Raw genomic sequence first — 26,495 nt, 5'->3', positions numbered from 1 at the left:
GATGGCTGTAAAAGAAATGTCTTTTTTAGACCATCTTGAAGAATTGAGATGGCATTTGGTTCGAAGTTTTTCAGCAATTTTTATTGTTGGAATTATTATTTTTGCAAATGTTAATTTTGTATTTGATGAAATTTTATTAGCGCATTTAAAGCCTGATTTTGCAACCTATCAATTTTTCTGTAAAGTATTTACCTCAATAGGAATTGATAGTAGTTTTTGTAATGTTACCCTAGAACAAACATTACAAGCATTAGATCCTACTCAACAATTAATGACGAGTATTTGGTCTTCTTTAATTTTGGGGTTTCTAGTTTCTTTTCCTTATATATTATGGGAAATTTGGCGTTTTGTAGCTCCTGGATTACATAGTTCTGAAAGAAAAAAATCAAGAGGATTTATTTTTATAGCTTCTTTATTATTCTTTTTAGGAATACTTTTTAGTTATTATGTTATTTTACCTATGTCTGTTTATTTCTTTTATAATTATGAAATTTCTGACTCAATTCAAAATAATTTTAAACTAGAGGCGTATATCGGATTAATTACAAACACATTACTAGGTGTTGCGCTACTTTTTGAATTACCTATTATTATATTTTTCCTAACCAAAATAGGATTAATTACACCTCAATTTTTACGAAAATATCGTAAACACGCACTAGTAGTTGTTTTGGTTTTATCAGCAATTATAACACCTCCAGACATTGCTAGTCAAATAATAGTTTCAGTACCGATTATGATGCTTTATGAAGTAAGTATCTATGTATCGCAATTTATATTAAAAAAACAACAAAAGAATGTCTCAAAAAGTCCAAGAGTTTAACGACTACCGAGCTAAAATGAATGATAAAATTTTAGCGGGCGATAATAAAATAATAAAACGAATTTTTAATTTAGATACCAACGCTTTTAAAGAAGGTCATTTACCTGAAAAAACAAAAGAATTATTGGGTTTAGTCGCTTCTGCTGTTTTACGTTGCGATGATTGTATCGCTTATCATTTAGAAACAGCGCATAAAAATGGCGTAACCAAAGAAGAAATGATGGAAACAATGGGTATCGCTACTTTAGTTGGTGGGACTATATTAATTCCACATTTGCGTCGTGCTGTTGAGTTTTGGGATGAATTAGAAGAAAATAATTAATAGACAATCTTATAAATTCATAGTTTTAATAGACTATAATATTAAAAAGAAGTAACTAAGTATCAATGAAATTAAGAGCAGATAATATACAAAAACTTTACGGTAGCAGGAAAGTTGTAAAAGGAATTTCGTTAGAAGTAGAACAAGGAGAAATCATTGGATTACTAGGACCTAACGGAGCAGGAAAAACAACCTCTTTTTATATGATTGTTGGTATGGTAAAACCAAATTTTGGTAGTATTTTTTTAGATGATGAAGAAATAACCAAAGATGCCATGTATAAACGTGCTCAAAAAGGAATTGGATATTTAGCACAGGAAGCTTCTATTTTTAGAAAATTATCTGTTGAAGATAATATTATGTCAGTTTTAGAATTTACTAACAGATCTAAATCTGAAAGAAAAAAACGTTTAGAAGAATTAATTGATGAATTTAGTTTAGATCATGTTCGTAAAAATCGTGGTGATTTACTTTCAGGAGGTGAACGTCGAAGAACAGAAATAGCGCGTTGCCTTGCCTCTGACCCTAAATTTATTTTACTAGATGAACCTTTTGCAGGTGTAGACCCTATTGCCGTAGAAGATATTCAAGGAATTGTTGCTAAACTAAAAGATAAAAATATTGGTATTTTAATTACCGATCATGATGTTCAAGCAACACTTGCAATTACTGATAGAACTTACCTAATGTATAACGGAGGTATTTTAAAAGAAGGAACTCCTGAAGAATTAGCCGATGATGAAACCGTACGTAGAGTTTATTTAGGAAAAGATTTTATACTACAAAAAAAGAAATTTTAAAAAAAATAAACTTAAATATCAGAATACAAAAAAGGAGCTAAAAAGCTCCTTTTTCTTGTTTTAAAACAATATTATTTTACGCTTTCTTCAAATTATTAACTATTGAAAAAACAACATATATCAATATTATTAAAGGAATTGCTACAAATTTTAATACAATTAATAACAAAACACAAAGTAATAAGAAAATATATTTTAAAGCATTTTCTTTAAATCCGAAGCTTTTAAATTTTAAAGCAAACAACGGAATTTCAGCATTCATTAAAAAAGTTAAAACTGCAGTAACGGCGAATAAAAAATATTGATTCATAATTAAATCAATAAAAAATTGTTGTTTTCCAAACTCTGCGATTAAAGGCAAAGAAATCACAAATAAAGCCATTGCAGGTGTTGGAAGCCCAATAAATGAATCTGATTGTCGAGTATCAATATTAAAATTAGCTAATCTGTAACAAGCTCCTAAAGTTAATAATAAACCAATATACGGCAAACTACTTCCTGTTGCTCCGTAAGTATCAATACCAAAATAACCAGCAGCATCAACATCTAAAGCATTTACTAAAAGTTGTAACATTACCATACCTGGTACTACTCCACTAGTTACCATATCAGCCAAACTATCTAATTGTTTTCCTAATTCTCCTTGAACACCTAACATTCTGGCTACAAATCCATCAAAAAAATCAAAAATAATTCCTAAAACAACCAAAACAGCTACTCCAATAAAATCACCTTTAATTGCAAAAATGGTCGCTATTGTACCACATAATAAATTCCCTAAAGTTAATAAATTTGGGATATGTCTTTTTATATTCATTATCTATATTTTTGTAGCGAAAATAATAAATCATTATATCAATTTAACATTTTACTTATATTTTACTGGTTTTTTATCATATTTGCCGACTATTACTATAAACCCAAAACATTGCCGATTCTTACTTCAGATTTCAATCCTACACTTCCTTTTAAAAGTGCACATTTTAATACAATGTATCGCCCTTTATTTATGAAAGATACTATTAAATATGAACGTAAAAGAATTACAACTTGGGATGCTGATTTTATCGATTTAGATTTTTCAAAAACAAAAAATAGCACTAAAACATTAGTACTTTTAATTCATGGTTTAGAAGGAAGTTCAAAATCTAATTATATGATTACAACCGCTAACAGCTTAAATAATGCTAGTTACGATACTGTTTGCGTGAATTTAAGAAGTTGTAGCGGTGAAGATAATTTACTTTTAGAAACCTATCATAGCGGAAAAACAGATGATGTTCATTTTATAGCCGAACATCTTGCAAATAACTATAATTATGAAAATATTATAATCGTTGGTTTTAGCTTAGGAGGAAATTTAACTCTAAAATATTTGGGCGAATATGAAAATATTTCATCAAAAATAAAAGGCGCAATTACTGTTTCTGTACCTATCGATTTAACAAGTTCACAAGCTGAATTAGCTAAACTAAAAAACAAAGTGTATTTAAATGATTTTTTACGAACGCTAAAAATAAAAATTCTAGCAAAATCGACTAAGTTTCCTGATTTCAAATTAGATAAAGAATTATTACTAAAAGCAACTAAATTTCCGCATTTAGAAGCACAATATACAGTTCCTATATTTAATTTTGAAAGTCCTCAAGATTATTGGATAAAAGCAAGTTCAAAACCTTATATCAAAAATATTAAAACTCCTACTTTACTTATAAACTCACTTGATGATTCTTTTTTATCCGAAGAATGTTTTCCTTATAAAGAAGCCAAAAATATGGATAATTTTTATTTACTAACGCCAAAATATGGCGGACATGTTGGCTTCATAACATCTTTCAATCTTATTGAAAATAGATGGCTCGAAGAAAGTATTATCTGTTTTATTGAAGATAAAATAATATTTAACGCTTAGAACCTGTTTAAATTTCATTTAAAAATGTTTTATAGCTGAAAAATCGAATCCATCAAAGGGATTTTATTTCAGTTTCGCATCCTGATTTGCCGTAGTTCTTCGCTTTATGCGATGCTGAAATAAATTCAGCGTGACGTTTAAATATTGAAAAAAACTTTAGTTAAAATTTAAATAGACTCTTAAAATAATACATTGTAAAAAATACACTTATTTTAATCTTAATTAAGATATTTGTATTGTAAAATCACACTTTTCAGAATTCAATTATGATAAAAAAAATCACTACTATTTTCTTGTTTTTATGTTGTTTAAATACACTTTTATCACAAGTAAACAATACATTAAAATTATCTGATTATTCTAAAATAAGTGTCATTACTTCTGGTCCTGGAGAGGCTTTATATGAAAAATTCGGACATACAGCAATTCGCATAAAAGACCCTGTTTTACAATTAGATTTAATTTATAATTACGGAATTTTCGATTTTAGTGGACCTAGTTTTTATACTGATTTCACTAAAGGATACATGAAATATAAATTAGCAAAATATCCATTTTATTTATCATTAAAAAGTGCTCAGCAAGATGAACGCTGGGTAAAAGAACAAATTTTAAACCTAACAGAAACTCAAAAAAACACCTTTTTCAATATTTTAGAAATAAACTCAGCACCCGAAAATGCTAGTTATTTATACGACCCATATTTTGATAATTGTGCTACCAAACCTCGTGATATTATCAAAAAAGTTTTAGGTGATAAATTAATTTTTAAAGATGATTTTGTAACTAAAAACACCTCTTTACGTCAATTAATGAATAAAGAAATTCATCAAAATACTTGGGGTAGTTTTGGAATTAATATCGCTTTAGGAAGTCGATTAGATAAAATTGCAACAGCAAGCGAATATTTATATTTACCTGATTATGTTTTTGAAGCTTTAAATTATTCTAAAATTTTAAAAGATGGAAAAGAAGATAATCTAATATCAAAAACCAACATTTTATTAGATTTTAAAGAAAAAGAATCAAAAAAAGATCCTATTAGCCCTTTTTCAGTAATATTAACACTTTCTTTATTCGGTTTATTTATCACTCATAAAGATTACAAAAACTCTAAAAGAAGCAAATGGTTAGACTTTGTATTATTTTTTACATCAGGAATAACAGGCGTTTTAATTGTCTATTTATGGTTTTTCACGAATCATTCAACAGCACCAAATAACTTTAACTTTTTATGGGCATTTGCTCCTAATTTAATTGTTTCTTTCTTTTTGACACAAAAAAAATCACCAAAATGGATTTCAAAATATATGATACTTTTACTAGCCTTTTTAGTGATATTAGCTATTATTTGGATAACAAAAACGCAATTACTTTCAATTACGTTAATTCCTTTGTTGATTTTATTTGCAGTAAGATATTGGTTTTTACAAAAAACTTTGAATCGCTAAATTATAACTTTTCAATCCAAAACCAGAAATCACACCTTTTGCATTGGCTGCAAGGTAACTTTTATGACGAAACGCTTCACGAGCATGTACATTTGAAATATGCACCTCAACAACAGGCGTTTCTATTCCTTTTACAGCATCGGCAATAGCAACAGATGTATGTGTGTAAGCAGCAGCATTTAACACAACACCATCATATTCAAAACCTATTTCGTGTAATTTATTAATTATTTCACCTTCAATATTTGATTGAAAATAACTTAATTCAATTGTTTTATAGGTTTCTTTTAATTCGTTAAAAAAATCTTCAAAAGAATTTGAACCATAAATTTCTGGCTCACGTTTTCCTAATAAATTTAAGTTTGGTCCGTTTATTATTATAACTTTTTTCATCTCGTATATTTATCTTTAATATTTTCTTGTAAAAATACTATTTTAACTTTTAAGCATAAAAAAAGGGAAGCATAATTGCTTCCCTTTTCTTTATATTTAATTTGCTAATTAAAACTTATAAGTTAATCCGAATTGGATAGCAGATAAGTTTAAATTTAAACCAAATGTATTTCTAGCTTCAGCCCGATCAGCATCTTCTTTTTTACTTTCATAAGATAATGCACCTACAGAAGCTCTTAAAGCTACAGATTCAGATACAAAATAGTTAACTCCTGGTGCTACAGCAATAGCAAAAGTATTTGTATCATTTCCTTTAACACCTGCTGCACTTTCATTACCTTGAACAGAGTAATCTAAACCTGCTCCAACAACGAAAGAAAAATCATTTTGAGGTGTAAAAAAGTACTTAGCCCCTGCATTAACACCAAAAGAACTACTTTTAGAATCATCAATATTAGTAGTTCCACCAATACCTAAACCTAATTCTAATGCAATATTTTCAGCAATAAAATACCCTACAGATGGAGAAAAATTATATCCATTTGAATCAGAATCACCTTGTTTATAAGTTGCAAAACCTACTGTACCAGAAACATAAATATCTTCTTGAGCAAAACCTCCTTTAGCTTCGTTTTTATCTTGTGCGTTTGCAGTAAAACCCGCAGCAATTATAGCAATTGTTAATAATACTTTTTTCATAATATCTATTTTTCATTAGTTTGAGAGTGCGAAATTAGGCTTATTTTTATTTTACACAAGTTTTTTTTAACCTATTTTTCAACCATTATTATCCCTATTTTTACTAAATAAATAAACAAATAAAAGTTTTTATTATAATGAATTGGAAACAAGGAATATCGGACTACACAAGCTACTTAAAAATAGAAAGAGGTCTTGCTAAAAACTCTATTGACAGCTATACAAGGGATGTAAAAAAACTAATTTTATTTATTGATACACTCAAAAAAAATGATACTCCTATAAATATTACTTCGGATACCGTTCAACAATTTATATATGAAATCAGTAAAGAAATAGATCCGAGAAGCAAAGCACGTTTAATTTCGGGCTTACGTAGTTTTTTTGATTATTTAATTTTTGAAGATTACAGAAAAGACAATCCTACCGATTTAATTGAAAGCCCCAATGTAATAAGAAAACTACCCGATACTTTAGAAAAAGAAGAAATTGACGATTTAATAAATGCTATTGATTTAAGTCATCCGCAAGGCGAACGAAATAAAACCATTATAGAAACCATTTTTAGTTGTGGTTTACGTGTAAGTGAATTAATTAATTTGCAATTATCTGATTTATTTTTTGATGACGGATACATTCGTGTATTAGGAAAAGGAAATAAATATCGTTTTGTACCTATACATATAACAACAATTAAACGTTTAAAATTTTATATTAAAGATATTCGTCCTGAGGTAACTCCAAAGGAAAAAGAAGAAGATATTATCTTTTTAAACAGACGAGGAAGACGACTGAGCCGTCAAATGATATTTATAATCCTTAAAGAATTAGCGATTAAAACAAATCTGAAAAAAAGTATTGGACCTCATACCTTACGCCACTCTTTTGCTACTTATTTATTAAAAAATGGTGCAGATTTACGTGTTATTCAACAATTATTAGGACGTGAAAGTATTACAACCACCGAAATTTATGTACATTTAGATACTAGTTATTTAAAAGAAGTTGTTGAATTACATCACCCAAGAAGTAATTTGAATTTAAATGATAAATAAAGCAAATAGATAAAAAGAAAAAATCCTTCTAAAGGATATAAAAGAGTAATTGATAAAATAGTTTAGAGTAAAATGAAAATAGAAGAAACAAAAAATGGCAAGCTACCTACATCACACTGCTACAACCTAATACCCTTGCTGCGTTCCCGCCCTGGGGGATTCAAAGGGAGCTAGTTGTGTAGGACTTGCCGAGGCAAATCTACGTTCTTTTTTTAGACTAACAATGAAAAAAATAACTTTTTTTTCGTAACATTTTTAACTAGCTGACTACTAATATATTGTTTAGAAACTTTTTTTAAATAATTTAGAATCGAAAACATTATAATATATTTGTACAACTAACTAAACTCAAAAAATGGAAAATCAAGCACAAAGCAGAAACATTATTTTAACTTATGGATTAATTTATGGAGCTGTTATCGTTTTTATCAATCTAATAATTTTTGCATTAGGAATGACTTTTGATACCACAGGTGGGGTTATCAATATGATTGCGTTAGTTCTATGTATTATAGGATTACCTATTTTTGCTATTAAAAAATTTAAAACAGAAAATAATGGTTTCCTAATATGGGGGCAAGCTTTAAAAATAGGTGTTGGTATTGTTCTTGTTGGAGCTGTTATTAGTATTATATACACGCATATTTTTACTGGAATTATCCAACCTGATTTTTACGAACAACTTGCTGAATTTAAAACAGGGAAATTTTTAGATGCAGGTTTAACAGAGGAACAAATTGAAAGTCAATTAGCTATGCAATCTAAGTTTGAAGGAACAATTATTGGTGATGCATTAGGTTTGTTGTTTTATGTTTTTTTAGGTTTTGTTGTATCAGCAATAGCAGGTGCAATTATGAAACACACAGAAGAAGATCAATACTAAACTTTAGTTAAAAAAGGTAAAGTAATAAAGTTTACAAAAGACTTTGTAACTTTACCTTTTTTAATTTTTTATAAAATATATGAATATATCGGTAGTTATACCTCTTCTTAATGAAGAAGAATCTTTACTAGAATTACACAATTGGATTGCAAAGGTTATGCAATCCAATAATTATTTATATGAAATTATTTTTATTGATGATGGTAGCTACGATACTTCTTGGCTAGTAATTGAGCAATTATCCGAAGAAAATAGCGCTGTAAAAGGAATTCGTTTTCAAAAAAACTACGGGAAATCGCAAGCTTTAGATGCTGGTTTTGGTTTAGCTAAAGGAAATGTAGTTATTACAATGGATGCCGATTTACAAGACAGTCCTGATGAAATCCCTGGTTTATATGATTTAATAATTACTGAAAACCTCGATTTAGTTTCTGGATGGAAAAAGAAACGTTACGATAATGTAATTACCAAAAATATTCCTTCTAAATTATTTAATTGGGCAGCCAGAAAAACATCTGGATTAAAATTAAACGATTTCAACTGCGGATTAAAAGCTTATAAAAATGAAGTAATTAAAACTGTAAAAGTTAGTGGCGAAATGCATCGTTATATTCCTGTTTTAGCGAAAAACGAAGGTTTTAATAATATTGGCGAAAAAGTAGTACAGCATCAAGCACGTAAATACGGAGTTACTAAATTTGGAATCGACCGCTTTATAAATGGTTTTTTAGATTTAATTACGATTTCTTTTTTATCTAAATTCGGAAAACGTCCAATGCACTTTTTTGGACTTTGGGGAAGTTTAATGTTTTTATTCGGACTTTTATCAGCATTTATTATTGGTTCACTAAAAATTTATCACTTATTTTCAGGTGTAAAAGCTATTTTGGTTACTAATAATCCATTATTTTACATCGCTTTAACATCGATGATTTTAGGAACACTTTTATTTTTAGCTGGCTTTTTAGGTGAATTAATTATCAAAAGTAATCCGCAGCAAAAACACTATACAATTAAAGAAAAATTGAATTTTTAAAATACGTACTTTGTACGTTATTTATATAACTTAGAATATGGAAGAGATTTTAAATAAAGCTAAATTATGGCTTTCTGAATCGTTTGATTTAGCAACTAGAAATGAAATTGAACAATTAATAAGCGAAAAATCTGATGATTTAGCAGATCGTTTTTATAAAAATTTAGAATTCGGTACAGGTGGAATGCGTGGAATTGTAGGTGCAGGAACAAACCGAATTAATAAATATACTTTAGGAAAAGCAACACAAGGTTTAAGTAATTATTTACATCAAATACATCCGAAGAAAGAATTAAAAGTTGCTATTGGTTATGACTGTCGTCATGATAGTAAATGGTTATCTAAAGTTGTTGCCGATGTTTTTTCTGCAAATAACATCAAGGTTTTTCTTTTTGAAGACCTACGCCCTACTCCTGAATTATCATTTGCCGTAAGTCATTTAGGTTGTGATGTTGGTATTGTTTTAACAGCTTCTCATAATCCGCCAGAATATAATGGTTACAAAGTATATTGGTCTGACGGAGGTCAAATTGTACCACCTGAAGATACTGAAATTATTAATGAAGTAAATTCGTTAGCTTTTACTGATATTAATTTTAAAGCAAATGAAGAATTAATTTCGAGCATCGGAAGTGAAATTGATGAAGCTTTTTGGCAAGCATCTATTAAAAATGGAACTTTTAATGTAAAAGGTCGTAAAGATTTAAAAATCGCTTTTACTTCTTTACACGGAACTTCTATTAAATTAATTCCTGAAGTTTTAAAACGTGCTGGTTATACGCAAGTTCACATTGTTGATGAACAAGCCGAACCAGATGGAAGTTTTCCAACGGTAAAATCTCCAAATCCTGAAGAACCTGAAGCTTTACAAATGGCTGTTGATTTAGCTAACAAAGTAGGTGCTGATATAGTTTTAGGAACAGATCCTGATTCTGATAGAATTGGTATCGCTGTTCGTGATTTAGAAGGAAACATGAAGTTATTAAACGGAAATCAGACCGTGAGTATGATGACCGATTTTTTAATTAATGATTGGAAAAACAACGAAAAATTAAACGGAAAACAATTTGTAGGTTCTACCATTGTTTCTACTAATTTGGTAAACGAAATAGCAAGTTCATACGGTGTTGAAACTAAAGTTGGTTTAACAGGTTTTAAGTGGATTGCTAAAATGATTAAAGATTTCCCTGAGCTTGATTTTATTGGCGGTGGTGAAGAAAGTTTTGGTTATATGGTTGGTGATTTTGTTCGTGATAAAGATGCTGTAACTGCTGCTTTATTAGCTTGTGAAATTGCTGCGGATGCAAAAGCAAATAACAGTTCGTTTTATTATGAATTATTAAATTTATATACTCGAAATAATTTTTATAAAGAACACTTAATTTCTATCGTTAAAAAAGGAATGGATGGCGCACAAAAAATCAAACAAATGATGGTTGATTTACGCAAGAATCCTTTTACAGAAATGGACAATGCTAAAGTGGAGTTTTTATATGATTATCAATCATCGATTAAAAAGAATTTAATTACTGGTGAAGAAGTAATTATGGATATTCCAAAATCGAATGTATTGATTTATCAAACCACCGACGGAACAAAAATGGCAGCCCGCCCAAGTGGTACAGAGCCAAAAATAAAATTTTATTTTAGTGTTAAAATAGCATTAGATTCGGTTGAGAATGCCGTTACTATCGAAAAAGAATTAGACACTAAAATTCAAAGAATTATTAAAGAATTAAATTTATAAATGAATTATTTTAAAAGAGTTATAAAATATACTTATCCTTATAAAAAATACGCGTTTTTAAATATATTTTTCAATATACTTTACGCTATTTTTAATGTGCTTTCTATTTTAGGTTTTATGCCTATTTTAGGTATATTATTTGGTCAAACAGAAAGAGTAACTACGGTTACAGAATATAATGGAATTAAAAATTTATCAAATTATATACAAGGAAACCTGAATTATAAAGTTTCTTTGATGATTGAAAATGGAAAAATAGAAGATGCGCTTCTTTTTGTAAGTTTAATCACTTTGTTTTTATTTTTCTTTAAAAATTTATTTCGTTATTTAGCATCATACTTCTTAGTTTTTCTTCAAATGGAAACCGTTAGAGATTTAAGAAGTAGTCTTTATAACAAATACGTATCACTTCCTTTATCTTTTTTTTCTGAGAAGAAAAAAGGGGATGCTATTTCTAGATTAACTGCTGATATTAATGAAATTCAAGCATCTTATTTAACATCTTTTGAAACCTTAGTTCGTGAGCCTTTAACAATTGTATTAACATTAGCATATATGTTAATTATCAGCGTTAAATTAACTTTATTTGTATTTGTATTATTACCTATTTCAGGTTTAATTATTTCATCAATAAGTAAAAAATTAAAAGCAACATCGCTATTAGTTCAAAAAGAAAATGGTGATTTTTTATCAATTATAGAAGAAACTTTATCTGGTTTAAAAATCATTAAAGGGTTTACTGCTGAAAATTCATTTTCAAAAAAATATAAAAAATCTATAGATAATTTATATACTTTAGTTACATCTGTATGGCAACGTCAAATGTTAGCTTCTCCTTTGAGTGAATTTCTAGGAACTGCAACTATAGTTGCTATTTTATGGTTTGGTGGACAATTGGTTCTATCTAATGAAAGTGATTTAAAACCTCAAGAATTCTTCATATATATTGGTTTATTTTATCTTATTTTAAATCCTGCAAAAGCAATTTCTACAGCATTATATGCTATTCAAAAAGGAAATGCTTCTGCTGAAAGGTTTGTTGAAATACTAGATACTAAAAACCCTATTAGTGACCTTGACAATTCAAAAGAAAAAACATCATTTAATAGTGAAATTGTATTTAAAAACATTTCTTTTAAATACAAAGATGAATACGTTTTAAAAGATTTTTCTTTAACAATACCTAAAGGAAAAATGGTTGCTTTGGTAGGTCAATCTGGTAGTGGTAAATCTACTTTAGCTAATTTGACAAATCGGTTTTATGATGTTAATAAAGGAGAGATTTTAATAGATGGAGTCAATATAAAGGACATAAAAATTAAATCATTACGTGGATTAATGGGTGTTGTTACTCAAGACTCTATTTTATTTAATGATTCGGTTGCTAATAATATTTCATTAGGTATAAATAATGCAACTAAAGATCAAATTATTGATGCTGCTAAAATTGCCAATGCACATGAATTTATAAAAGACTTACCTCAGAAGTATGATACCAATACTGGAGATAGTGGGAATAATCTTTCAGGAGGACAAAAACAACGATTATCAATTGCCCGTGCTGTTTTAAAGAACCCTCCTATTATGATTTTAGATGAAGCAACTTCTGCACTAGATACAGAAAGCGAACAATTAGTTCAAAAGGCTTTAGAGAAAATGATGCAAAACAGAACTTCTTTAGTTATCGCGCATCGTTTATCTACTATTCAAAAAGCAGATATAATTGTTGTAATGAAGAAAGGAAAAATCGTAGAGCAAGGCAAACATAATGAATTACTTACTAAAAAAGGCGAGTACTATAAACTTGTTACCATGCAATCTTTAGCATAAATTTCAAATAAATATATAATATAAAAAAGAGGCATGTTTTAATACATTCCTCTTTTTTATTTATGTTATGTATAATTCAAATAATATTAAAAATATTAAGTAACTTCTAATCCTAATTTCTTTCCTTTTGATATCATAAAATCAAAACAAGCTTTATGTTCATTAGGAATTTCACCTTCTAAAATTGCTTCTTTTATAGCTTCTTTTATTTGCCCAATTTCTCTACGTGGTGTTAAATTAAACGCTTTCATAATTTCTTCTCCAGTAATTGGTGGCTGAAAATTACGAACTTTATCTCGCTCTTCAACTTCTTTAATTTTTTCACGAACAAGTTCGAAATTTTTATGATAACGACTAAACTTCTTAGGGTTTTTAGTAGTTATATCAGCTTCACATAAAGTCATTAATGAATCGACATCATCACCCGCATCAAAAACCAACCTACGCACTGCTGAATCTGTTACATCGCTAGCTAAAACAATTGGTCTAGAGCTTAACATTACCATTTTTTGAACAAATTTCATTTTATTATTCAATGGCATTTTTAAACGCTTAAATAGTTTAAAAACCATTTTAGAACCTACAAATTCGTATGCGTGAAATGTCCAACCTTGTTTTTTATGATAACGTTTTGTTGGAGCTTTTCCAATATCATGCAATAAAGCTGCCCAACGTAACCAAACATCTTCAGTGTTTTTAGCAATATTATCAACAACTTCTAAAGTATGATAAAAATTATCTTTATGTTTTTGCCCCTCAACTTCCTCTACTCCTTTTAAAGCAATCAATTCAGGAATAATACGTTCTAACAAACCTGTTTCTTCTAATAATAAAAATCCAATAGAAGGTTTATCAGAAGCTAATATTTTATTTAATTCTACAATTATTCTTTCTTTGGTGATAATATCAATACGTTTTGCATTTTTAGCAATAGCACTTAACGACTCTTGCTCAATAACAAAATTTAATTGAGATGCAAAACGAATGGCACGCATCATACGTAATGGGTCATCAGAATAGGTAATATCAGGATCTAACGGAGTTTTAATTATTTTAGCTTCTAAATCAGAAATACCATCAAAAGGATCTAACAATAATCCGAAGGTGTTTTTATTTAAACTTAAAGCTAATGCGTTTATGGTAAAATCACGTCTGTTTTGATCATCTTGTAACGTACCAGATTGCACTTCTGGATTCCTACTATCTTCCGTATAAGATTCTTTACGCGCCCCAACAAACTCTATTTCAACATCTTTAAAACGCAACATTGCTGTCCCATATGTTTTAAAAACTTGAACCTTTGGTTTATTTGGCAATAAAGAAGCTACTTTTTTTGCTAATTCGATACCACTACCAACAGCAACTACATCGATATCTTTAGCGGTGCCTCGTTCTAAAATAAAGTCGCGAACAAAGCCACCAATCACATAACTTTCTAGTTTTAATTCTTCAGCTGCTTTACTTATATATTGAAATATTTCGGCAGAAATTGCCTCTTTATAGTATTGATCTTGCATTCCCTTTTCACTTATCTTACTTGTTATTATTAACAAAGTTTCGTCTGCAAATTTACCAATTTTTATATTATACAAAAATTGATTTGGGTATTTCTTAATTTATAACTTTTAAAAGTTATAAATTATGTATTTTTACCAACTATCCTATTTCTATTTTGAATTAAAAATTTATGCTAAACTTAAATAATCAATCTATTTTAATTACTGGTGGTACAGGTTCTTTTGGTAAAATGTTTACCAAATTAATTTTAAATAGATTTCCCGATGTAAAACGTCTTGTTATACTTTCTAGAGACGAACAAAAACATTTTCAAATGGCTCAAGAATTCTCTGAGTCAGAATATCCTCAAATACGCTACTTTATTGGTGATGTTAGAGATGCCAAAAGACTAGAAAGTGCTTTTGAAGATATTGATATTGTAATTCATGCAGCTGCAATGAAACATGTTCATTTAGCAGAATACAATCCTATGGAATGTGTAAAAACAAATATAAATGGTGCTGAAAATGTTATTGATGCCGCTTTAAAAGCAGGTGTTAAAAATGTTGTTGCATTATCTACAGATAAAGCTGCAGCGCCTATTAATTTATACGGAGCTACAAAATTAGCATCTGATAAATTATTTATTGCTGCTAATAATATAAAAGGTAAACGAGACATTAAATTTTCTGTTGTTAGATACGGAAATGTTATGGGGTCAAACGGTTCTGTAATGCCTTTTTTCTTAAATAAGAAAAAATCAGGTGCAACTTTTCTTCCAATTACGGATACAGAAATGACACGCTTTAACATCTCTTTAGAAGACGGTTGTGAAATGGTTTTCTATGCGATTGAAAAAGCAATGGGGTGGTGAAGTTTTTGTTCCTAAAATACCTTCTTATAACATTATAGATGTAGCAACTGCTATTGCTCCAGAACTAGAGCAAAAAGAAGTAGGAATACGCCCTGGTGAAAAACTTCATGAAGAAATGATTACTTCTTCAGACTCTTTTACAACAGTAGACTTAGGGAAATATTACGCTATATTACCTCAAAGCTCGCCATATTCTACGTATACAATAGAAGATTATAAAAAAGCTTTTAACGGAATTACAGTTCCTAAAGGTTTTTCTTATAACTCTAATAATAATACTGAATGGGAAACTGTAGCTAGTTTACGAGCATTAGTTAAAAAGCATGTAGATCCAAATTTTGAAATATAATTATGGCGTTTAAAATTCCTTACGGACGACAAAATATACAGCAAGATGATATTAATGCTGTAGTAGAAACATTACAAGCTGATTTTTTAACTCAAGGACCAAAAGTTAAAGAATTTGAAGGGAAATTCGCCAATTATGTGGGTGCCAAATATGCATTATCAGTAAATAATGCAACATCTGGTTTACACCTATCCGTTTTAGCGATGGGATTAAAAGAAAACGAACGTGTTATTACAACACCTATTACTTTTGCCGCTTCTGCAAATTGTATACGTTTTGCAAAAGCTGAAGTTTGGTTTGCTGATATTGATCCTAACACTTATTTATTGTCAATAGATAGTGTTCGTAAATTAATAGAAAGTAAGCCTAAAGGTTTTTTTAAAGGAATTATTCCTGTTGATTTTGCTGGATTACCTATTAATTTAGAAGAATTTAGGGAATTAGCAAACAAACATGATTTATGGATTATAGAAGATGCGTGTCATGCTCCTGGTGGATACTTTACAGATTCTAATAACAAAAAGCAATACTGTGGAAATGGAAATTCTGCTGATATAGGTGTATTTTCTTTTCACCCTGTAAAACATATTGCCTGTGGTGAAGGTGGTATGTTAACTACGAATTCTGAAGAAATTTATAAAAAATTATCATTGCTTAGAACTCATGGTATTACCAAAGAAAACATGGAAGAAAATCATGGTGGTTGGTTTTATGAAATGCAAGAATTAGGTTTTAATTATCGATTAACCGACTTTCAAGCTGCTTTAGGGATTACACAATTAGCGAAAAACAATGCAGGTGTTGTAAGAAGAAATGAAATTTCTAACATCTATAAAAAAGCATTTTCAGGAAAAATAAAATTTCAAAGGCTACCTCAAGGAACTTATAATGCGCATCATTTATTTGTTATTGAAGTTGACAACAGAAAAGAATTATATGATTTTTTAAGAAGTCATAATATTTTTGCTCAAATACATTATATACCTGTACACAAGCTACCTTACTATAAAAATATAGGGTACAAAGATGCTGATTTATCTAATGCTGAAGATTATTACTCTAAATGTATTAGTTTACCAATGTTTCCTAGTTTAACCAACGAAGAACAACAATTTGTTATCGATAAAGTTTTAGAATTTATTCATTAAAAAAGTAACATTTTGATTAAAAATAAATTAATATTAGGCACTGTTCAGTTTGGTTTAAATTACGGAATTAATAATTCTGTAGGAAAACCATCAACAGAAAATATTAAGGCTATTTTAAATTTAGCTTTCAATAATGGAATAGAACTATTAGATACAGCTGAAGCTTATGGTAATTCACAAGAAAGAATTGGTGAATATCACCAAAACTCAACTCATAAATTTCAAGTAATTACGAAGTTTAGTTCAGTTGTAAAAGGTTTATCATTAAATATCAAAGAAAGAGTTTTTCAAAATATTAAAACATTACAAATAGATAGTTTGTATGGTTATATGTTTCATTCTTTTTCTGACTTTGAAAATTATTATCCATCTTTTGAAAAAGAATTAATTTCTTTAAAAAAAGATGGGGTTATAACAAAAATAGGGGTTTCTCTTTATAGTAATGAAGAGTTTGAAAAGGTTTTAGAATACGAGAACATCAGTTTAGTTCAATTACCTTTTAACTTACTTGACAATGAAATAAAAAGAAATAAAATTTTATCTAAAGCTAAAAATAAAGGTATTGAAATTCATACACGATCGGCATTTTTACAAGGATTATTTTTTAAACAAGCTAATGATTTAAATAAAAATCTTAAACCATTAAGTAGTCCTATCAATAAATTACAAAACCTTTGTTCTGAAGATTATAAAATAAATGATTTGGCTTTAAATTATGTATATAGTCAAAAAAATATTAGTAAAGTATTAATTGGGGTAGATACTATTGAACAATTAAAATCAAACTTAGAATCTATCAATAAATCAATATCAAAAGAACAACTTAAAGTTATTAATACTATTAATATTAAAGAAACTGATTTATTAAACCCTTCAAATTGGAACTTATGAAAATAGTTATCGTAACACAAGCAAGAACTGGGTCTACAAGGTTGCCAAACAAAGTTTTAAAAACTATTAATGGTAAAACATTACTAGAAATTCATATAGAAAGAATACGACAAAGCAAGTTAGCTACTCAAATTATTGTAGCGACAACAAATAAAGAACAAGATAATTTAATTGAAGAAGAAGCGAAAAGAATGAATGTTTCTTATTCAAGAGGCTCAGAAAATGACGTATTAGATCGTTTTTATCAAGCTGTTAAAAACTTAAAACCTAACTACATTGTTCGTTTAACATCTGATTGCCCGTTAATTGATCCTGAATTAATTGATGCCGTAATCAAAAAAGCTATTGATAAAAAAATAGATTATTGTTCTAATGGAATTAATGAAACATTTCCTGATGGTCAGGATATAGAAGTGTTTACTTTTGATGCCTTGGAGTTTGCTTGGAATAACGCAAAATTAACATCAGAAAGAGAACATGTTACTCCTTACATCAGAAATAATTCTTCTTTCTTCAATAAAAAAATATTTACAGCTTACAATTATTCTTCAACCGATTTACAATATAAAGATGTAAGAATGACTGTTGATGAACCTAAAGATTTTAAAGTTATAATTACTTTAATTAATCAATTAGGAACTGATAAAGGCTGGAAAAAATATGCAGAATTATACTTAAATAACCCAGAAATTTCTAAATTAAACAGTTCAATAGAAAGAAATGAAGGGTATCTTAAATCCTTAAAAAAAGATTAAAATGAACACAGGTCAAGATTTATACAAAAAAGCAAAAAAACTAATACCTGGAGGTACGATGTTATTGTCTAAAAGACCAGAAATGTTTTTACCTGAAAAATGGCCTTCTTATTATTCAAAGGCTAAAGGTTGTTTCGTTTGGGATTTAGACGGAAATAAATATACCGATGTTTCTATTATGGGAATAGGAACAAATATATTAGGTTATGGAAATAAAGAAATAGACGATGTAGTTTCTAATGTTGTAAAAACAGGAAATATGTCTACTTTTAATTGTCCTGAAGAAGTTTATTTAGCTGAAAAATTAATAGAAATAAATCCATGGGCTGATATGGTTCGCTTTGCACGTTCAGGTGGAGAAGCTAATGCTATTGCTATTAGAATTGCACGAGCAGCAAGTGGAAAAGATAAAGTTGCTATTTGTGGATATCACGGCTGGCATGATTGGTATTTATCTACCAATTTAGGAAATGATGAAGGTTTAGATCAACACTTATTACCAGGACTAAACCCTGCTGGTGTACCTAGTCACCTAAAAGGAAGCACATTACCTTTTTTATATAATGATTATGAAGAGTTAGAGAACTTAGTCAAAAATCATGATATCGGTGTTATTAAAATGGAGGTTCAACGTAATCAACCACCAAAAGAAGGTTATTTACAAAAAGTACGAAAATTAGCTACGGATCATAACATTGTATTAATTTTTGATGAATGTACTTCTGGTTTTAGAGAAACCTTTGGCCCTATTTTCAAAAAATATGGCGTAGAGCCTGATATGACAGTTTATGGTAAAACAATTGCAAATGGTTATGCATTAACAGCTGTTGTTGGTAAAAGAGCTGTAATGGAAGCTGCTCAAAACACTTTTATTAGCTCTACTTTTTGGACAGAAAGAATTGGACCTGCGGCTGCTTTAAAAACATTAGAGGTAATGGAAAAGGAACAACCTTGGAATTATATTACTGATATGGGAAGTTATGTTAAAGAACAATGGACTGCTATTGCTGATAATAATAATTTAAAAATTAATACTTTTGGTATTCCTGCATTGGCTGGTTTTTCATTTACTTCAGATAATGCTTTAAAATATAAAACATTTATTACACAAGAATTATTAAAAAAAGGGTACTTAGCATCTACTGTTTTATACAGTTGTACAGCACATACTAAGCCTATTATAAATTCTTATTTAGATGAATTGAATACTGTTTTTCAAACTATTGAGAAATGTGAAAAAGGTAATTTACAAATAGATTCGTTATTAGAAAGCCCTGTATGTCATGGTGGTTTTAAGCGTTTGAATTAATCAGAAATGACAAAAAAACTTCTTTTTAGAGCTGATGGAAATTCAACTATTGGATTAGGTCATTTATATCGACTTTTTGCATTAGTAGAACTTTATAAAAAAAACAATGATTTTGTTTTTATCACACGAAATGACTCTACATTAAAGGTAATACCTAATAATTATTTTATTGATACAGTTCCAAAAACTATTGATTTAATCAATGAACCTGAATGGTTTGCTACTAATTATAAAGCAAATGAATATATTATAATTATAGATGGCTATCAATTTACTGCTGATTATCAAAAAAAAATAAAACAATTAGGGTATACCCTTATATATATTGATGATATTATTACAGATAATCAATATGCTGATATTGTTATCAATCATGCTGAAGGATTACACAAAAACAACTACTCTACAGAATACTATACTCAACTAGCATTAGGAACTCAATATGCCATACTAAGACCTTCTTTTTTAGAAGCCATTAAAAATAAAAGAACAATAAAAAATATTGATACTGCTTTTGTTTGTTTTGGAGGTGCTGATATGTATGACTTAAGTTATAAAGCAACAAAAGCTTTACTTCATTTTTCTAAATTTAAAGAAATTCATATTTTATTAGGAGGAGCTTATAAGCATAAATTTATATTTGAATTACAAGATAAAAACTCGAATATTCATATTTATCAAAATTTAAGAGAAAAAGAAATTGTATCAATAATGCAACTTTGCAACTTTGCAATTGCTCCAGCAAGCACAACTTTATATGAATTATGTGCTATTCAAATGCCTATTTTATCTGGTTATTTTGTAAAAAATCAATTAAATATTTACAACTCTTTTTTAAAAAAAGGAGCAATATATGGATGTAATAATTTTTCAGAATATACTATTTCAAATTTTATTGACTCAATTCAAGAAGTAATAAACTTAAAAGAATATCATCTACGTTTAAAATCGCAACAACAATTATTTGACAATAAAATTAACAATCGTTTTTTTGAATTATTAAAGTATGCTCGCCTATCTGTTAGAAAAGCAATTAAAGATGATTCGTTTCAAGTATATAACTGGTCAAACGACTCTCTAGTTAGAGAGAGTTCTTATAACTCAAAACCTATAATACTAGACGATCATAAAAAATGGTTTGATATTAAAATAAATGAAAACAACTGCCTTTTTTATATTATTGAGTACAATTCTATTCCTGCAGGAATGGTGCGTTATGAGGTAAAAGAAGAAAATGCAGTTATAGGAATTACTATTGCAAAAGAATTTAGAGGTAATAAACTAGCTTCATTATTTTTATCAAAAACTGCAAAGGAATATTTTCAACTCTTTGAAAAACCTATTTTTGCATACATCAAAAAAGAAAATAAAGCCTCTATTAAAGCTTTTAAGAAAGCTAAATATCTGCTTTATAAAGAAGAAAAAATTAATAATATAGATAGTTTTATCTATAAATTACAAAAAAAATGATTCCAACAGATAGATGTTTTATAATTGCTGAATTATCAGCAAATCATAATGGTAGTAAAGATATTGCTATTGAAACTATTAGAGCTGCTAAAAGAACAGGTGCTGATGCTATTAAATTTCAAACATATACTGCTGATACAATTACTTTAAACTCTAAAAAAGAGGACTTTAAATTAAATCAAGGTACTATTTGGGATGGTATATTTTTACATGATTTATACCAACAAGCATACACTCCTTGGGAATGGTTTAAAGATTTATATGCTGTAGCAAGAGAAGAAGGTTTAATCGTTTTCTCTTCTCCTTTTGATAAAACTGCCGTAGACTTATTAGAATCCTTAGATAACCCTATTTATAAAATTGCATCGTTTGAAATTACCGATATTCCTTTAATTGAATACTGTGCAAAAACAATGAAACCTATTATTATTTCAACGGGAATTGCTACAGATGAAGACATTCAATTAGCAGTAGATACTTGTAGAAACGTAGGAAATAATGATATTACTTTATTAAAATGTACCTCTTCTTACCCTGCTCCTATTGAAGAAGCTAATTTGGTTATGATTAAAGATTTAAAACAACGTTTTAATGTGAAATCTGGTCTTTCTGACCATACAATGGGAATTATTACTCCGATAGTAGCAGTTACACTTGGTGCTACTGTCATAGAAAAACACTTTATTTTAAATAAAGAAATTGGAGGTCCTGATGCATCTTTTTCATTAGATGAAACTGAATTCACACAAATGGTTACAGCAGTGAGAGCAGCTGAAAAAGCGACTGGAGAAATAAGTTATAAACTAACTGATAAAATGAAAAATGGAAGAGAATTTTCTCGTTCATTATATATTACAGATACAGTAAAATTAGGAGAAATTATTACCGAAAAAAATGTACGTTCTGTAAGACCTGGTTTTGGTTTGCACCCTAAATATTACAAAGAAATTTTAGGTAAAAAATTTAGTGCTGACTTTGAAAAAGGAACAGCACTAAAAAAAGAATATTTCGACTAAATTATTTTCTTAAAGTTATTATAGAGCCATCTTCCATTATTTTTAAAATGGTAGATGGTTTTGTATTTACAGTATTTTCATCATATTCAACAATATAATCAACACCTTTTTTTATTTTTTCTGATATAAATTCAAAAGACTTAGGTGATACTTCTCCGCTAATATTTGCAGAGGTAGATACAATTGGCTTTCCAAACTCTTTAATCAAAGATTGACAATATTTATTTTTAACTACTCGAATAGCGATAGTATTATCTATTGCAATAGTATTAATAGCTAATCTTATTGGATTATTATATATAATTGTTGTTGGTTCTTTTATTTTTTTTAAAAAAAACAATACTTCTTTTGGAATATTCTCAACATAATCTTTAAGCATTTCAATAGAATCAACTAAAATGATTAAACTTTTAGATTCTTCTCTATTTTTTAGCTTATAAATTTTTTGAACTGCCTCAAAATTTGTTGCATCACAACCAATTCCCCAAACAGTATCAGTTGGATAAAGTATTGTTTTTCCAGTTGTTAATACTTCAATTACTTCTTTCACTAATTATATTTTTTAATTATATTTTCAGACTCTTTCTTAAACTTTGTAAAATGATGTTTATATCTATCAAATACGTATATTTTCTCTTTTACCGTTTCGCCTAAATTATCTAAAGACGTAGATATTATAGCGTATCCTTTTTCAAAAAAAATATCAGAATCAAGAGTTAATAACTCTGACGGGAATAATTTAGGTATTAAAACGACATTTTTAAAGTTATAAATAGTTTTTTCTCTTGGATGCGGCTTAAAATAAACATCATAAATATTATAATCGATTTCATTTAGCAAATCTTTAAATATATTTATTTTTATACTTTCTTTAGCTACTAAATTATCTTCTGATATCGTAGAACCTAAAATTAAAACTTTTGGTTTTTCACTATTTAATTTATCAAAATTAAAATTAAACGTTTTAAAAATTTCCATTTTTAATTTTAAAGACAGCGCTTTACTTATTGAATTAATATTTAATTCTTGACTCTTATTGTATAGTAATTTAGGTAGTTTTTCAGGTTTTACTGCTATAACATGTTTAATTTCATCTCCATGCCCGTTAAAAGTAAAACCATTTTTTAAAATTTTCTTTTTAAAAACATTTAATTTTGATGGAATATTCACATAAGTACCTGCTCCATCTTCAAACATAATAAAACCTTTATGCTTATATTTAAAGTAAAAGTAATTTTTAGCAGAATCTGAATCACCAATAAAAATAGTAGAATTTTCAATAAAAACCTCTTCATCCTTTAAACTCCTATATTTATTTTCTAAAACTGGTATTATTTTCTTTCTATTAAAAGTATATGATACTTTTGAAAGCATTTTTTTTTGAATACGATTATTTGGTAAAAAAACAACTTTTCTAAAAAACAATGAATCTTCAAAAAAAGGAATTAAACTCTTTATCCCTTTTGTATTTTCAGTTAAAATTAAAAGATTATTTTGCTTTGTTAATTCATCATTTTCTTCTTTAATTATATGAAGTATAATTAAGTAAATATGATATACTGTAGAAGCGACATAAGTATTATTCATTCTATATTTTATCTATTAAATAAAAATTATTTTTATTAAAAAAATAGATCATTTTATTTTTAGTTAATAAAGGTAATTTTATAATTTTTCTTTTTAAACTATCTAATAAGTATTTGAATCCTTTTTGTTTATTCCCCCAAGAATCTTCCCACCAATGAATACATAATGTTTCCTCTTTTATACAGCTATCAGTATACTTTCCACCCCGTGGAAAAGGATAAAAATAAGCTATAGGTAATAATAAAACATTTTTTATATGCTGCTTTTTATATTCTTTTAACCCGTAATTTAATAAAACTTTAGAAACAATTGGTGGTCCTCCCATAGCATTAAAATACAAACGCTGTTTTCTTTCTGTTTCTTTAATACAATCTAAAATAAAATTATTTCCTTTTTCACTACCTATTACCGCTGAATTTAATGGGTATTTGCTATCTGTTAAATTTGATTGGAATCCTACAAACGATTTTTCCTTAAGTAAAGAATCAAAACTTTTCACCATTTCAATATCTGTATCAACATAAATACCACCATCTTTATAAATAGCATATAAACGAATATAATCTGTAATAAACGACCACTTTTTTTGCTTGTAAAGCATTTTTAAAAAAGGAAGTTTATCAAAAGGGGTATTTGTTTCATCCCATTTTTTAATAGTATAATCGGGTAATTTATCTTCCCATTTAAGCTATACATTTTTTTATCGTTTCATTATATTCTCCTTTACCATACCAACAGAAATGAATAATTTTTGGAATCATTTAATAAATTGTATTTTTGAACACAAATTTACAATAATATTTAAATAATGAATGTAAGCGGGTTAGTAATTACTTTTAATGAAGAAAAAAACATTGAAGACTGTATCCTATCTTTAAAAAGAGTGTGTGATGAAGTAATTATTATTGATTCTTTCAGTAAAGATAAAACTATTGAAATTGCAGAGTCTTTAGGAGCAAAAGTCTATTCTCAAAAGTTTTTAGGTGATGGACTGCAAAGAGTACACGGATTACAATTTTGTAAAAATGATTGGATTTTAAATCTTGATGCTGATGAGCGTTTAGATGAAGACAGTTATCAACTCATAAAAAGTGAAAGTTATTTAAAGCAACCTTACGATGCTTATAATTTTAGATTTAGACATTTTTTAGGTAAACAAGAAATATCTCATTCTGGTTGGTACCCATCATATACTTGTCGTTTCTTCAATAAACAAACAGCAACACCAGCCACTACGAAAGTTCATCAAAGTATACAAGCTAAAAACCTTAAAAACACTAAAAACCATATTATTCACTATGGTTGGAAAGATTTTCATCAAATTATAGGAAAATACAACTTATACACCACTTGGCAAGCTGAAGAGTATTTTGAACAAGGAAGAAAAGTTAACTTCTTCACTCCTATTACTCATGGAGTTTGGTCATTTATTCGTTGTTACATTCTTAAAAAAGGAATTTTACATGGTTTAGACGGAATTACTTTTTCGATGCTACAAGCTTTTTCTTCTTATATAAAATACGTAAAGCTTAGAAAACTATATGAAGAAAGTAAATTATAATAAAAAAGGTGCGATTTAAATCGCACCTTTTTTTATTACTTATAAGTTTAAAAGAGATTAAACTGCTACATCATATTCTCTTAATGCATCGTTTAAAGAAGTTTTCTTATTAGTACTTTCTTTACGTTTACCAATAATTAAAGCACAAGGAACTTGAAATTCACCAGCAGCAAATTTCTTAGTATAACTACCAGGAATAACTACTGAACGAGCAGGAACAACTCCTTTCGTTTCAACAGGTGTATCACCAGTAACATCTATAATTTTAGTACTCATTGTTAAAACAACATTAGCACCTAAAACAGCTTCTTTTTCTACTCTAACACCTTCAACAACAATACAACGAGAACCGATAAAAGCACCGTCTTCTATAATTACTGGAGCTGCTTGTAATGGCTCTAAAACACCACCAATTCCTACACCACCAGATAAATGTACATTTTTACCAATCTGCGCACAAGAACCAACTGTAGCCCAAGTATCAACCATAGTTCCTTCATCAACGTAAGCACCAATATTTACATAACTTGGCATTAAAATAGTTCCTGCCGAAATGTATGCTCCATGACGTGCAACTGCATTTGGTACAACTCTAATTCCTCTTTCTGCAAAATTTCTTTTTAATGGAATTTTATCATGATATTCAAAAATACCAGCTTCTAAAGTTTCCATTTTCTGAATAGGGAAATATAAAACAACTGCTTTTTTTACCCACTCATTAACTTGCCAACCATTATCAGTAGGTTCAGCTACACGTAACTCACCTGAATCTAATAAATCAACAACTTTTCTAATAGTGTTAATCGTGTTTTCTTCTTTTAATAAGTCACGATTATCCCACGCTTTTTCTATAATAGATTGTAATTCTGTCATCTTATATAATTTTCTACAAATATAAAATCTATGTTACTATATCTACACTAAAAAAGTTAATTTAAACAGATGTTTTTTTCTTGTTTAAAAATACATATTTCAATAAAAAATGATAAAGATTATTAGAAGCAATTTCCCGCTTTCCGCACTCGCTTTTTTTATTTTTCAAAAGAAAAAAATAAAAAAGAGCTCAAACAAATGCTTCAATCGGGGC

The 26,495-nt window shown here is 28.3% G+C and carries 26 protein-coding genes, 1 other RNA gene and 1 pseudogene; 19 read left to right on the top strand and 9 right to left on the bottom strand.

The genetic code is table 11. From position 1 onward, the window contains the following. Position 1 precedes the first annotated feature (1 nt). The 3 genes from tatC (at position 2) to lptB (ending at position 1,945) form a co-directional block, all read left to right on the top strand. On the top strand, positions 2-823 hold the full coding sequence (gene tatC / locus PG913_RS05015) for a twin-arginine translocase subunit TatC (RefSeq protein ID WP_271231898.1): 822 nt from the start codon (positions 2-4) through the stop codon (positions 821-823). After that, positions 798-1,145 carry a carboxymuconolactone decarboxylase family protein gene (locus PG913_RS05010; RefSeq protein WP_271231897.1) on the top strand — a complete coding sequence of 116 codons (348 nt, stop codon included), beginning with the start codon at positions 798-800 and terminating at the stop codon, positions 1,143-1,145. The genes tatC and PG913_RS05010 overlap by 26 nt, the downstream gene beginning before the upstream one ends. A 65-nt stretch (positions 1,146-1,210) precedes the next feature. After that, positions 1,211-1,945 carry an LPS export ABC transporter ATP-binding protein gene (lptB, locus tag PG913_RS05005; protein ID WP_271231896.1) on the top strand — a complete coding sequence of 245 codons (735 nt, stop codon included), beginning with the start codon at positions 1,211-1,213 and terminating at the stop codon, positions 1,943-1,945. 76 nt (positions 1,946-2,021) lie between these two features. On the opposite strand, the gene PG913_RS05000 is transcribed toward lptB, so the two are convergent. Further along, positions 2,022-2,762 carry a CDP-alcohol phosphatidyltransferase family protein gene (locus PG913_RS05000; RefSeq protein WP_271231895.1) on the bottom strand — a complete coding sequence of 247 codons (741 nt, stop codon included), beginning with the start codon at positions 2,760-2,762 and terminating at the stop codon, positions 2,022-2,024. A 111-nt stretch (positions 2,763-2,873) separates the two neighbouring features. Here PG913_RS05000 and PG913_RS04995 point away from each other — a divergent pair, with 111 nt between their 5' ends. Together PG913_RS04995 and PG913_RS04990 are read left to right on the top strand one after the other, a co-directional pair. Further along, a complete protein-coding gene (locus PG913_RS04995; protein ID WP_271231894.1) occupies positions 2,874-3,857 on the top strand; it encodes a YheT family hydrolase in 984 nt (327 codons plus the stop codon). A gap of 266 nt (positions 3,858-4,123) precedes the next feature. Beyond that, complete coding sequence (locus PG913_RS04990) at positions 4,124-5,308, top strand: lipoprotein N-acyltransferase Lnb domain-containing protein (RefSeq protein WP_271231893.1); 1,185 nt, start codon at positions 4,124-4,126, stop codon at positions 5,306-5,308. On the opposite strand, the gene aroQ is transcribed toward PG913_RS04990, so the two are convergent. Then, entirely contained in the window at positions 5,285-5,701 is a 417-nt protein-coding gene (aroQ, locus tag PG913_RS04985) for a type II 3-dehydroquinate dehydratase (protein ID WP_271231892.1), read from the bottom strand. The two genes, PG913_RS04990 and aroQ, sit on opposite strands and share 24 nt — an antisense overlap. A gap of 108 nt (positions 5,702-5,809) precedes the next feature. Continuing rightward, positions 5,810-6,400, bottom strand: coding sequence for an outer membrane beta-barrel protein (locus tag PG913_RS04980; RefSeq protein WP_271231891.1), 591 nt, complete (start codon positions 6,398-6,400; stop codon positions 5,810-5,812). A gap of 137 nt (positions 6,401-6,537) precedes the next feature. Between PG913_RS04980 and PG913_RS04975 the strand changes: the two genes are divergently transcribed. Then, the gene (locus PG913_RS04975; protein ID WP_271231890.1) at positions 6,538-7,455 is read left to right on the top strand and encodes a tyrosine recombinase; all 918 of its coding nucleotides are present in this window, start codon (positions 6,538-6,540) and stop codon (positions 7,453-7,455) included. A 92-nt stretch (positions 7,456-7,547) separates the two neighbouring features. Here PG913_RS04975 and ffs read toward each other — a convergent pair. Continuing rightward, positions 7,548-7,646: signal recognition particle sRNA small type (gene ffs, locus PG913_RS04970), an RNA gene on the bottom strand. Positions 7,647-7,810: 164 nt separating this feature from the next. On the opposite strand from ffs, the gene PG913_RS04965 reads away from it, so the two are divergent. The 4 genes from PG913_RS04965 to PG913_RS04950 all read left to right on the top strand — a co-directional run bounded on the left by PG913_RS04965 (position 7,811) and on the right by PG913_RS04950 (position 12,951). Beyond that, entirely contained in the window at positions 7,811-8,338 is a 528-nt protein-coding gene (locus PG913_RS04965; RefSeq protein WP_271231889.1) for a DUF4199 domain-containing protein, read from the top strand. A gap of 79 nt (positions 8,339-8,417) precedes the next feature. Then, positions 8,418-9,374: a glycosyltransferase family 2 protein gene (locus tag PG913_RS04960; protein WP_271231888.1), complete on the top strand. Its 957-nt coding sequence runs from the start codon at positions 8,418-8,420 to the stop codon at positions 9,372-9,374. A 37-nt stretch (positions 9,375-9,411) separates the two neighbouring features. Continuing rightward, positions 9,412-11,121 (top strand): phospho-sugar mutase, encoded by a 1,710-nt coding sequence (locus PG913_RS04955; RefSeq protein ID WP_271231887.1) that lies wholly within the window; start codon positions 9,412-9,414, stop codon positions 11,119-11,121. Next, complete coding sequence (locus PG913_RS04950; RefSeq protein WP_271231886.1) at positions 11,122-12,951, top strand: ABC transporter ATP-binding protein; 1,830 nt, start codon at positions 11,122-11,124, stop codon at positions 12,949-12,951. It begins immediately after the preceding gene. Between the two features lie 95 nt (positions 12,952-13,046). On the opposite strand, the gene PG913_RS04945 is transcribed toward PG913_RS04950, so the two are convergent. Continuing rightward, entirely contained in the window at positions 13,047-14,468 is a 1,422-nt protein-coding gene (locus tag PG913_RS04945) for a CCA tRNA nucleotidyltransferase (RefSeq protein WP_271231885.1), read from the bottom strand. 170 nt (positions 14,469-14,638) lie between these two features. On the opposite strand from PG913_RS04945, the gene PG913_RS04940 reads away from it, so the two are divergent. From PG913_RS04940 to pseI, 8 genes are read left to right on the top strand one after another with little or no spacing between them, the layout of a single operon-like run. Then, on the top strand, positions 14,639-15,322 hold the full coding sequence (locus PG913_RS04940) for an SDR family NAD(P)-dependent oxidoreductase (RefSeq protein ID WP_271231884.1): 684 nt from the start codon (positions 14,639-14,641) through the stop codon (positions 15,320-15,322). Then, complete coding sequence (locus PG913_RS04935) at positions 15,300-15,671, top strand: polysaccharide biosynthesis protein (protein WP_271231883.1); 372 nt, start codon at positions 15,300-15,302, stop codon at positions 15,669-15,671. Before PG913_RS04940 ends, PG913_RS04935 begins: the two co-directional genes overlap by 23 nt. A 2-nt stretch (positions 15,672-15,673) precedes the next feature. Then, a complete protein-coding gene (pseC, locus tag PG913_RS04930) occupies positions 15,674-16,819 on the top strand; it encodes a UDP-4-amino-4,6-dideoxy-N-acetyl-beta-L-altrosamine transaminase (protein ID WP_271231882.1) in 1,146 nt (381 codons plus the stop codon). 12 nt (positions 16,820-16,831) lie between these two features. Further along, the gene (locus tag PG913_RS04925) at positions 16,832-17,710 is read left to right on the top strand and encodes an aldo/keto reductase (protein ID WP_271231881.1); all 879 of its coding nucleotides are present in this window, start codon (positions 16,832-16,834) and stop codon (positions 17,708-17,710) included. Further along, the gene (locus PG913_RS04920; protein ID WP_271231880.1) at positions 17,707-18,465 is read left to right on the top strand and encodes a glycosyltransferase family protein; all 759 of its coding nucleotides are present in this window, start codon (positions 17,707-17,709) and stop codon (positions 18,463-18,465) included. Before PG913_RS04925 ends, PG913_RS04920 begins: the two co-directional genes overlap by 4 nt. 1 nt (position 18,466) lies before the next feature. After that, positions 18,467-19,774, top strand: a complete 1,308-nt coding sequence (locus PG913_RS04915) for an aminotransferase class III-fold pyridoxal phosphate-dependent enzyme (RefSeq protein ID WP_271231879.1) — start codon at positions 18,467-18,469, stop codon at positions 19,772-19,774. A gap of 6 nt (positions 19,775-19,780) precedes the next feature. Then, positions 19,781-21,244: a UDP-2,4-diacetamido-2,4,6-trideoxy-beta-L-altropyranose hydrolase gene (gene pseG / locus PG913_RS04910; RefSeq protein ID WP_271231878.1), complete on the top strand. Its 1,464-nt coding sequence runs from the start codon at positions 19,781-19,783 to the stop codon at positions 21,242-21,244. Next, positions 21,241-22,260, top strand: a complete 1,020-nt coding sequence (gene pseI / locus PG913_RS04905; RefSeq protein WP_271231877.1) for a pseudaminic acid synthase — start codon at positions 21,241-21,243, stop codon at positions 22,258-22,260. The genes pseG and pseI overlap by 4 nt, the downstream gene beginning before the upstream one ends. Before the next feature lies 1 nt (position 22,261). Here pseI and PG913_RS04900 read toward each other — a convergent pair whose 3' ends face one another. The 3 genes and pseudogenes from PG913_RS04900 to PG913_RS04890 all read right to left on the bottom strand — a co-directional run. After that, positions 22,262-22,810, bottom strand: coding sequence for an L-threonylcarbamoyladenylate synthase (locus PG913_RS04900; RefSeq protein WP_271231876.1), 549 nt, complete (start codon positions 22,808-22,810; stop codon positions 22,262-22,264). Further along, a complete protein-coding gene (locus PG913_RS04895; RefSeq protein ID WP_271231875.1) occupies positions 22,810-23,847 on the bottom strand; it encodes a polysialyltransferase family glycosyltransferase in 1,038 nt (345 codons plus the stop codon). Before PG913_RS04895 ends, PG913_RS04900 begins: the two co-directional genes overlap by 1 nt. Before the next feature lies 1 nt (position 23,848). Then, a pseudogene (locus PG913_RS04890) lies at positions 23,849-24,520 on the bottom strand (glycosyltransferase family 32 protein); the annotation flags it as partial. A 135-nt stretch (positions 24,521-24,655) separates the two neighbouring features. On the opposite strand from PG913_RS04890, the gene PG913_RS04885 reads away from it, so the two are divergent. Further along, positions 24,656-25,408 carry a glycosyltransferase family 2 protein gene (locus PG913_RS04885; protein ID WP_271231874.1) on the top strand — a complete coding sequence of 251 codons (753 nt, stop codon included), beginning with the start codon at positions 24,656-24,658 and terminating at the stop codon, positions 25,406-25,408. A gap of 57 nt (positions 25,409-25,465) precedes the next feature. On the opposite strand, the gene PG913_RS04880 is transcribed toward PG913_RS04885, so the two are convergent. After that, positions 25,466-26,281, bottom strand: coding sequence for a 2,3,4,5-tetrahydropyridine-2,6-dicarboxylate N-succinyltransferase (locus tag PG913_RS04880; protein ID WP_271231873.1), 816 nt, complete (start codon positions 26,279-26,281; stop codon positions 25,466-25,468). Positions 26,282-26,495: the final 214 nt, after the last annotated feature.

It is taken from the genome of Tenacibaculum pacificus, assembly GCF_027941775.1.
Lineage (GTDB): Bacteria > Bacteroidota > Bacteroidia > Flavobacteriales > Flavobacteriaceae > Polaribacter > Polaribacter pacificus_A.
The sequence above is the reverse complement of the archived record's forward strand: the minus strand, read 5'-3'. Positions and strand labels throughout refer to the sequence as shown.

Bases quoted from the DNA above. Each gene is read 5' to 3' on its own strand.
- lptB (WP_271231896.1), top strand. From the start codon at position 1,211: ATGAAATTAAGAGCAGATAATATACAAAAACTTTACGGTAGCAGGAAA.
- PG913_RS04950 (WP_271231886.1), top strand. From the start codon at position 11,122: ATGAATTATTTTAAAAGAGTTATAAAATATACTTATCCTTATAAAAAA.
- aroQ (WP_271231892.1), bottom strand. From the start codon at position 5,701: ATGAAAAAAGTTATAATAATAAACGGACCAAACTTAAATTTATTAGGA.
- pseI (WP_271231877.1), top strand. From the start codon at position 21,241: ATGATTCCAACAGATAGATGTTTTATAATTGCTGAATTATCAGCAAAT.
- pseC (WP_271231882.1), top strand. From the start codon at position 15,674: ATGGCGTTTAAAATTCCTTACGGACGACAAAATATACAGCAAGATGAT.
- PG913_RS04975 (WP_271231890.1), top strand. From the start codon at position 6,538: ATGAATTGGAAACAAGGAATATCGGACTACACAAGCTACTTAAAAATA.
- PG913_RS04955 (WP_271231887.1), top strand. From the start codon at position 9,412: ATGGAAGAGATTTTAAATAAAGCTAAATTATGGCTTTCTGAATCGTTT.
- PG913_RS04945 (WP_271231885.1), bottom strand. From the start codon at position 14,468: ATGCAAGATCAATACTATAAAGAGGCAATTTCTGCCGAAATATTTCAA.
- PG913_RS04960 (WP_271231888.1), top strand. From the start codon at position 8,418: ATGAATATATCGGTAGTTATACCTCTTCTTAATGAAGAAGAATCTTTA.
- PG913_RS04915 (WP_271231879.1), top strand. From the start codon at position 18,467: ATGAACACAGGTCAAGATTTATACAAAAAAGCAAAAAAACTAATACCT.
- PG913_RS04880 (WP_271231873.1), bottom strand. From the start codon at position 26,281: ATGACAGAATTACAATCTATTATAGAAAAAGCGTGGGATAATCGTGAC.
- PG913_RS04965 (WP_271231889.1), top strand. From the start codon at position 7,811: ATGGAAAATCAAGCACAAAGCAGAAACATTATTTTAACTTATGGATTA.
- PG913_RS04885 (WP_271231874.1), top strand. From the start codon at position 24,656: ATGAATGTAAGCGGGTTAGTAATTACTTTTAATGAAGAAAAAAACATT.
- PG913_RS05000 (WP_271231895.1), bottom strand. From the start codon at position 2,762: ATGAATATAAAAAGACATATCCCAAATTTATTAACTTTAGGGAATTTA.
- tatC (WP_271231898.1), top strand. From the start codon at position 2: ATGGCTGTAAAAGAAATGTCTTTTTTAGACCATCTTGAAGAATTGAGA.
- PG913_RS04940 (WP_271231884.1), top strand. From the start codon at position 14,639: ATGCTAAACTTAAATAATCAATCTATTTTAATTACTGGTGGTACAGGT.
- PG913_RS04895 (WP_271231875.1), bottom strand. From the start codon at position 23,847: ATGAATAATACTTATGTCGCTTCTACAGTATATCATATTTACTTAATT.
- pseG (WP_271231878.1), top strand. From the start codon at position 19,781: ATGACAAAAAAACTTCTTTTTAGAGCTGATGGAAATTCAACTATTGGA.
- PG913_RS04990 (WP_271231893.1), top strand. From the start codon at position 4,124: ATGATAAAAAAAATCACTACTATTTTCTTGTTTTTATGTTGTTTAAAT.
- PG913_RS04920 (WP_271231880.1), top strand. From the start codon at position 17,707: ATGAAAATAGTTATCGTAACACAAGCAAGAACTGGGTCTACAAGGTTG.
- PG913_RS05010 (WP_271231897.1), top strand. From the start codon at position 798: ATGTCTCAAAAAGTCCAAGAGTTTAACGACTACCGAGCTAAAATGAAT.
- PG913_RS04980 (WP_271231891.1), bottom strand. From the start codon at position 6,400: ATGAAAAAAGTATTATTAACAATTGCTATAATTGCTGCGGGTTTTACT.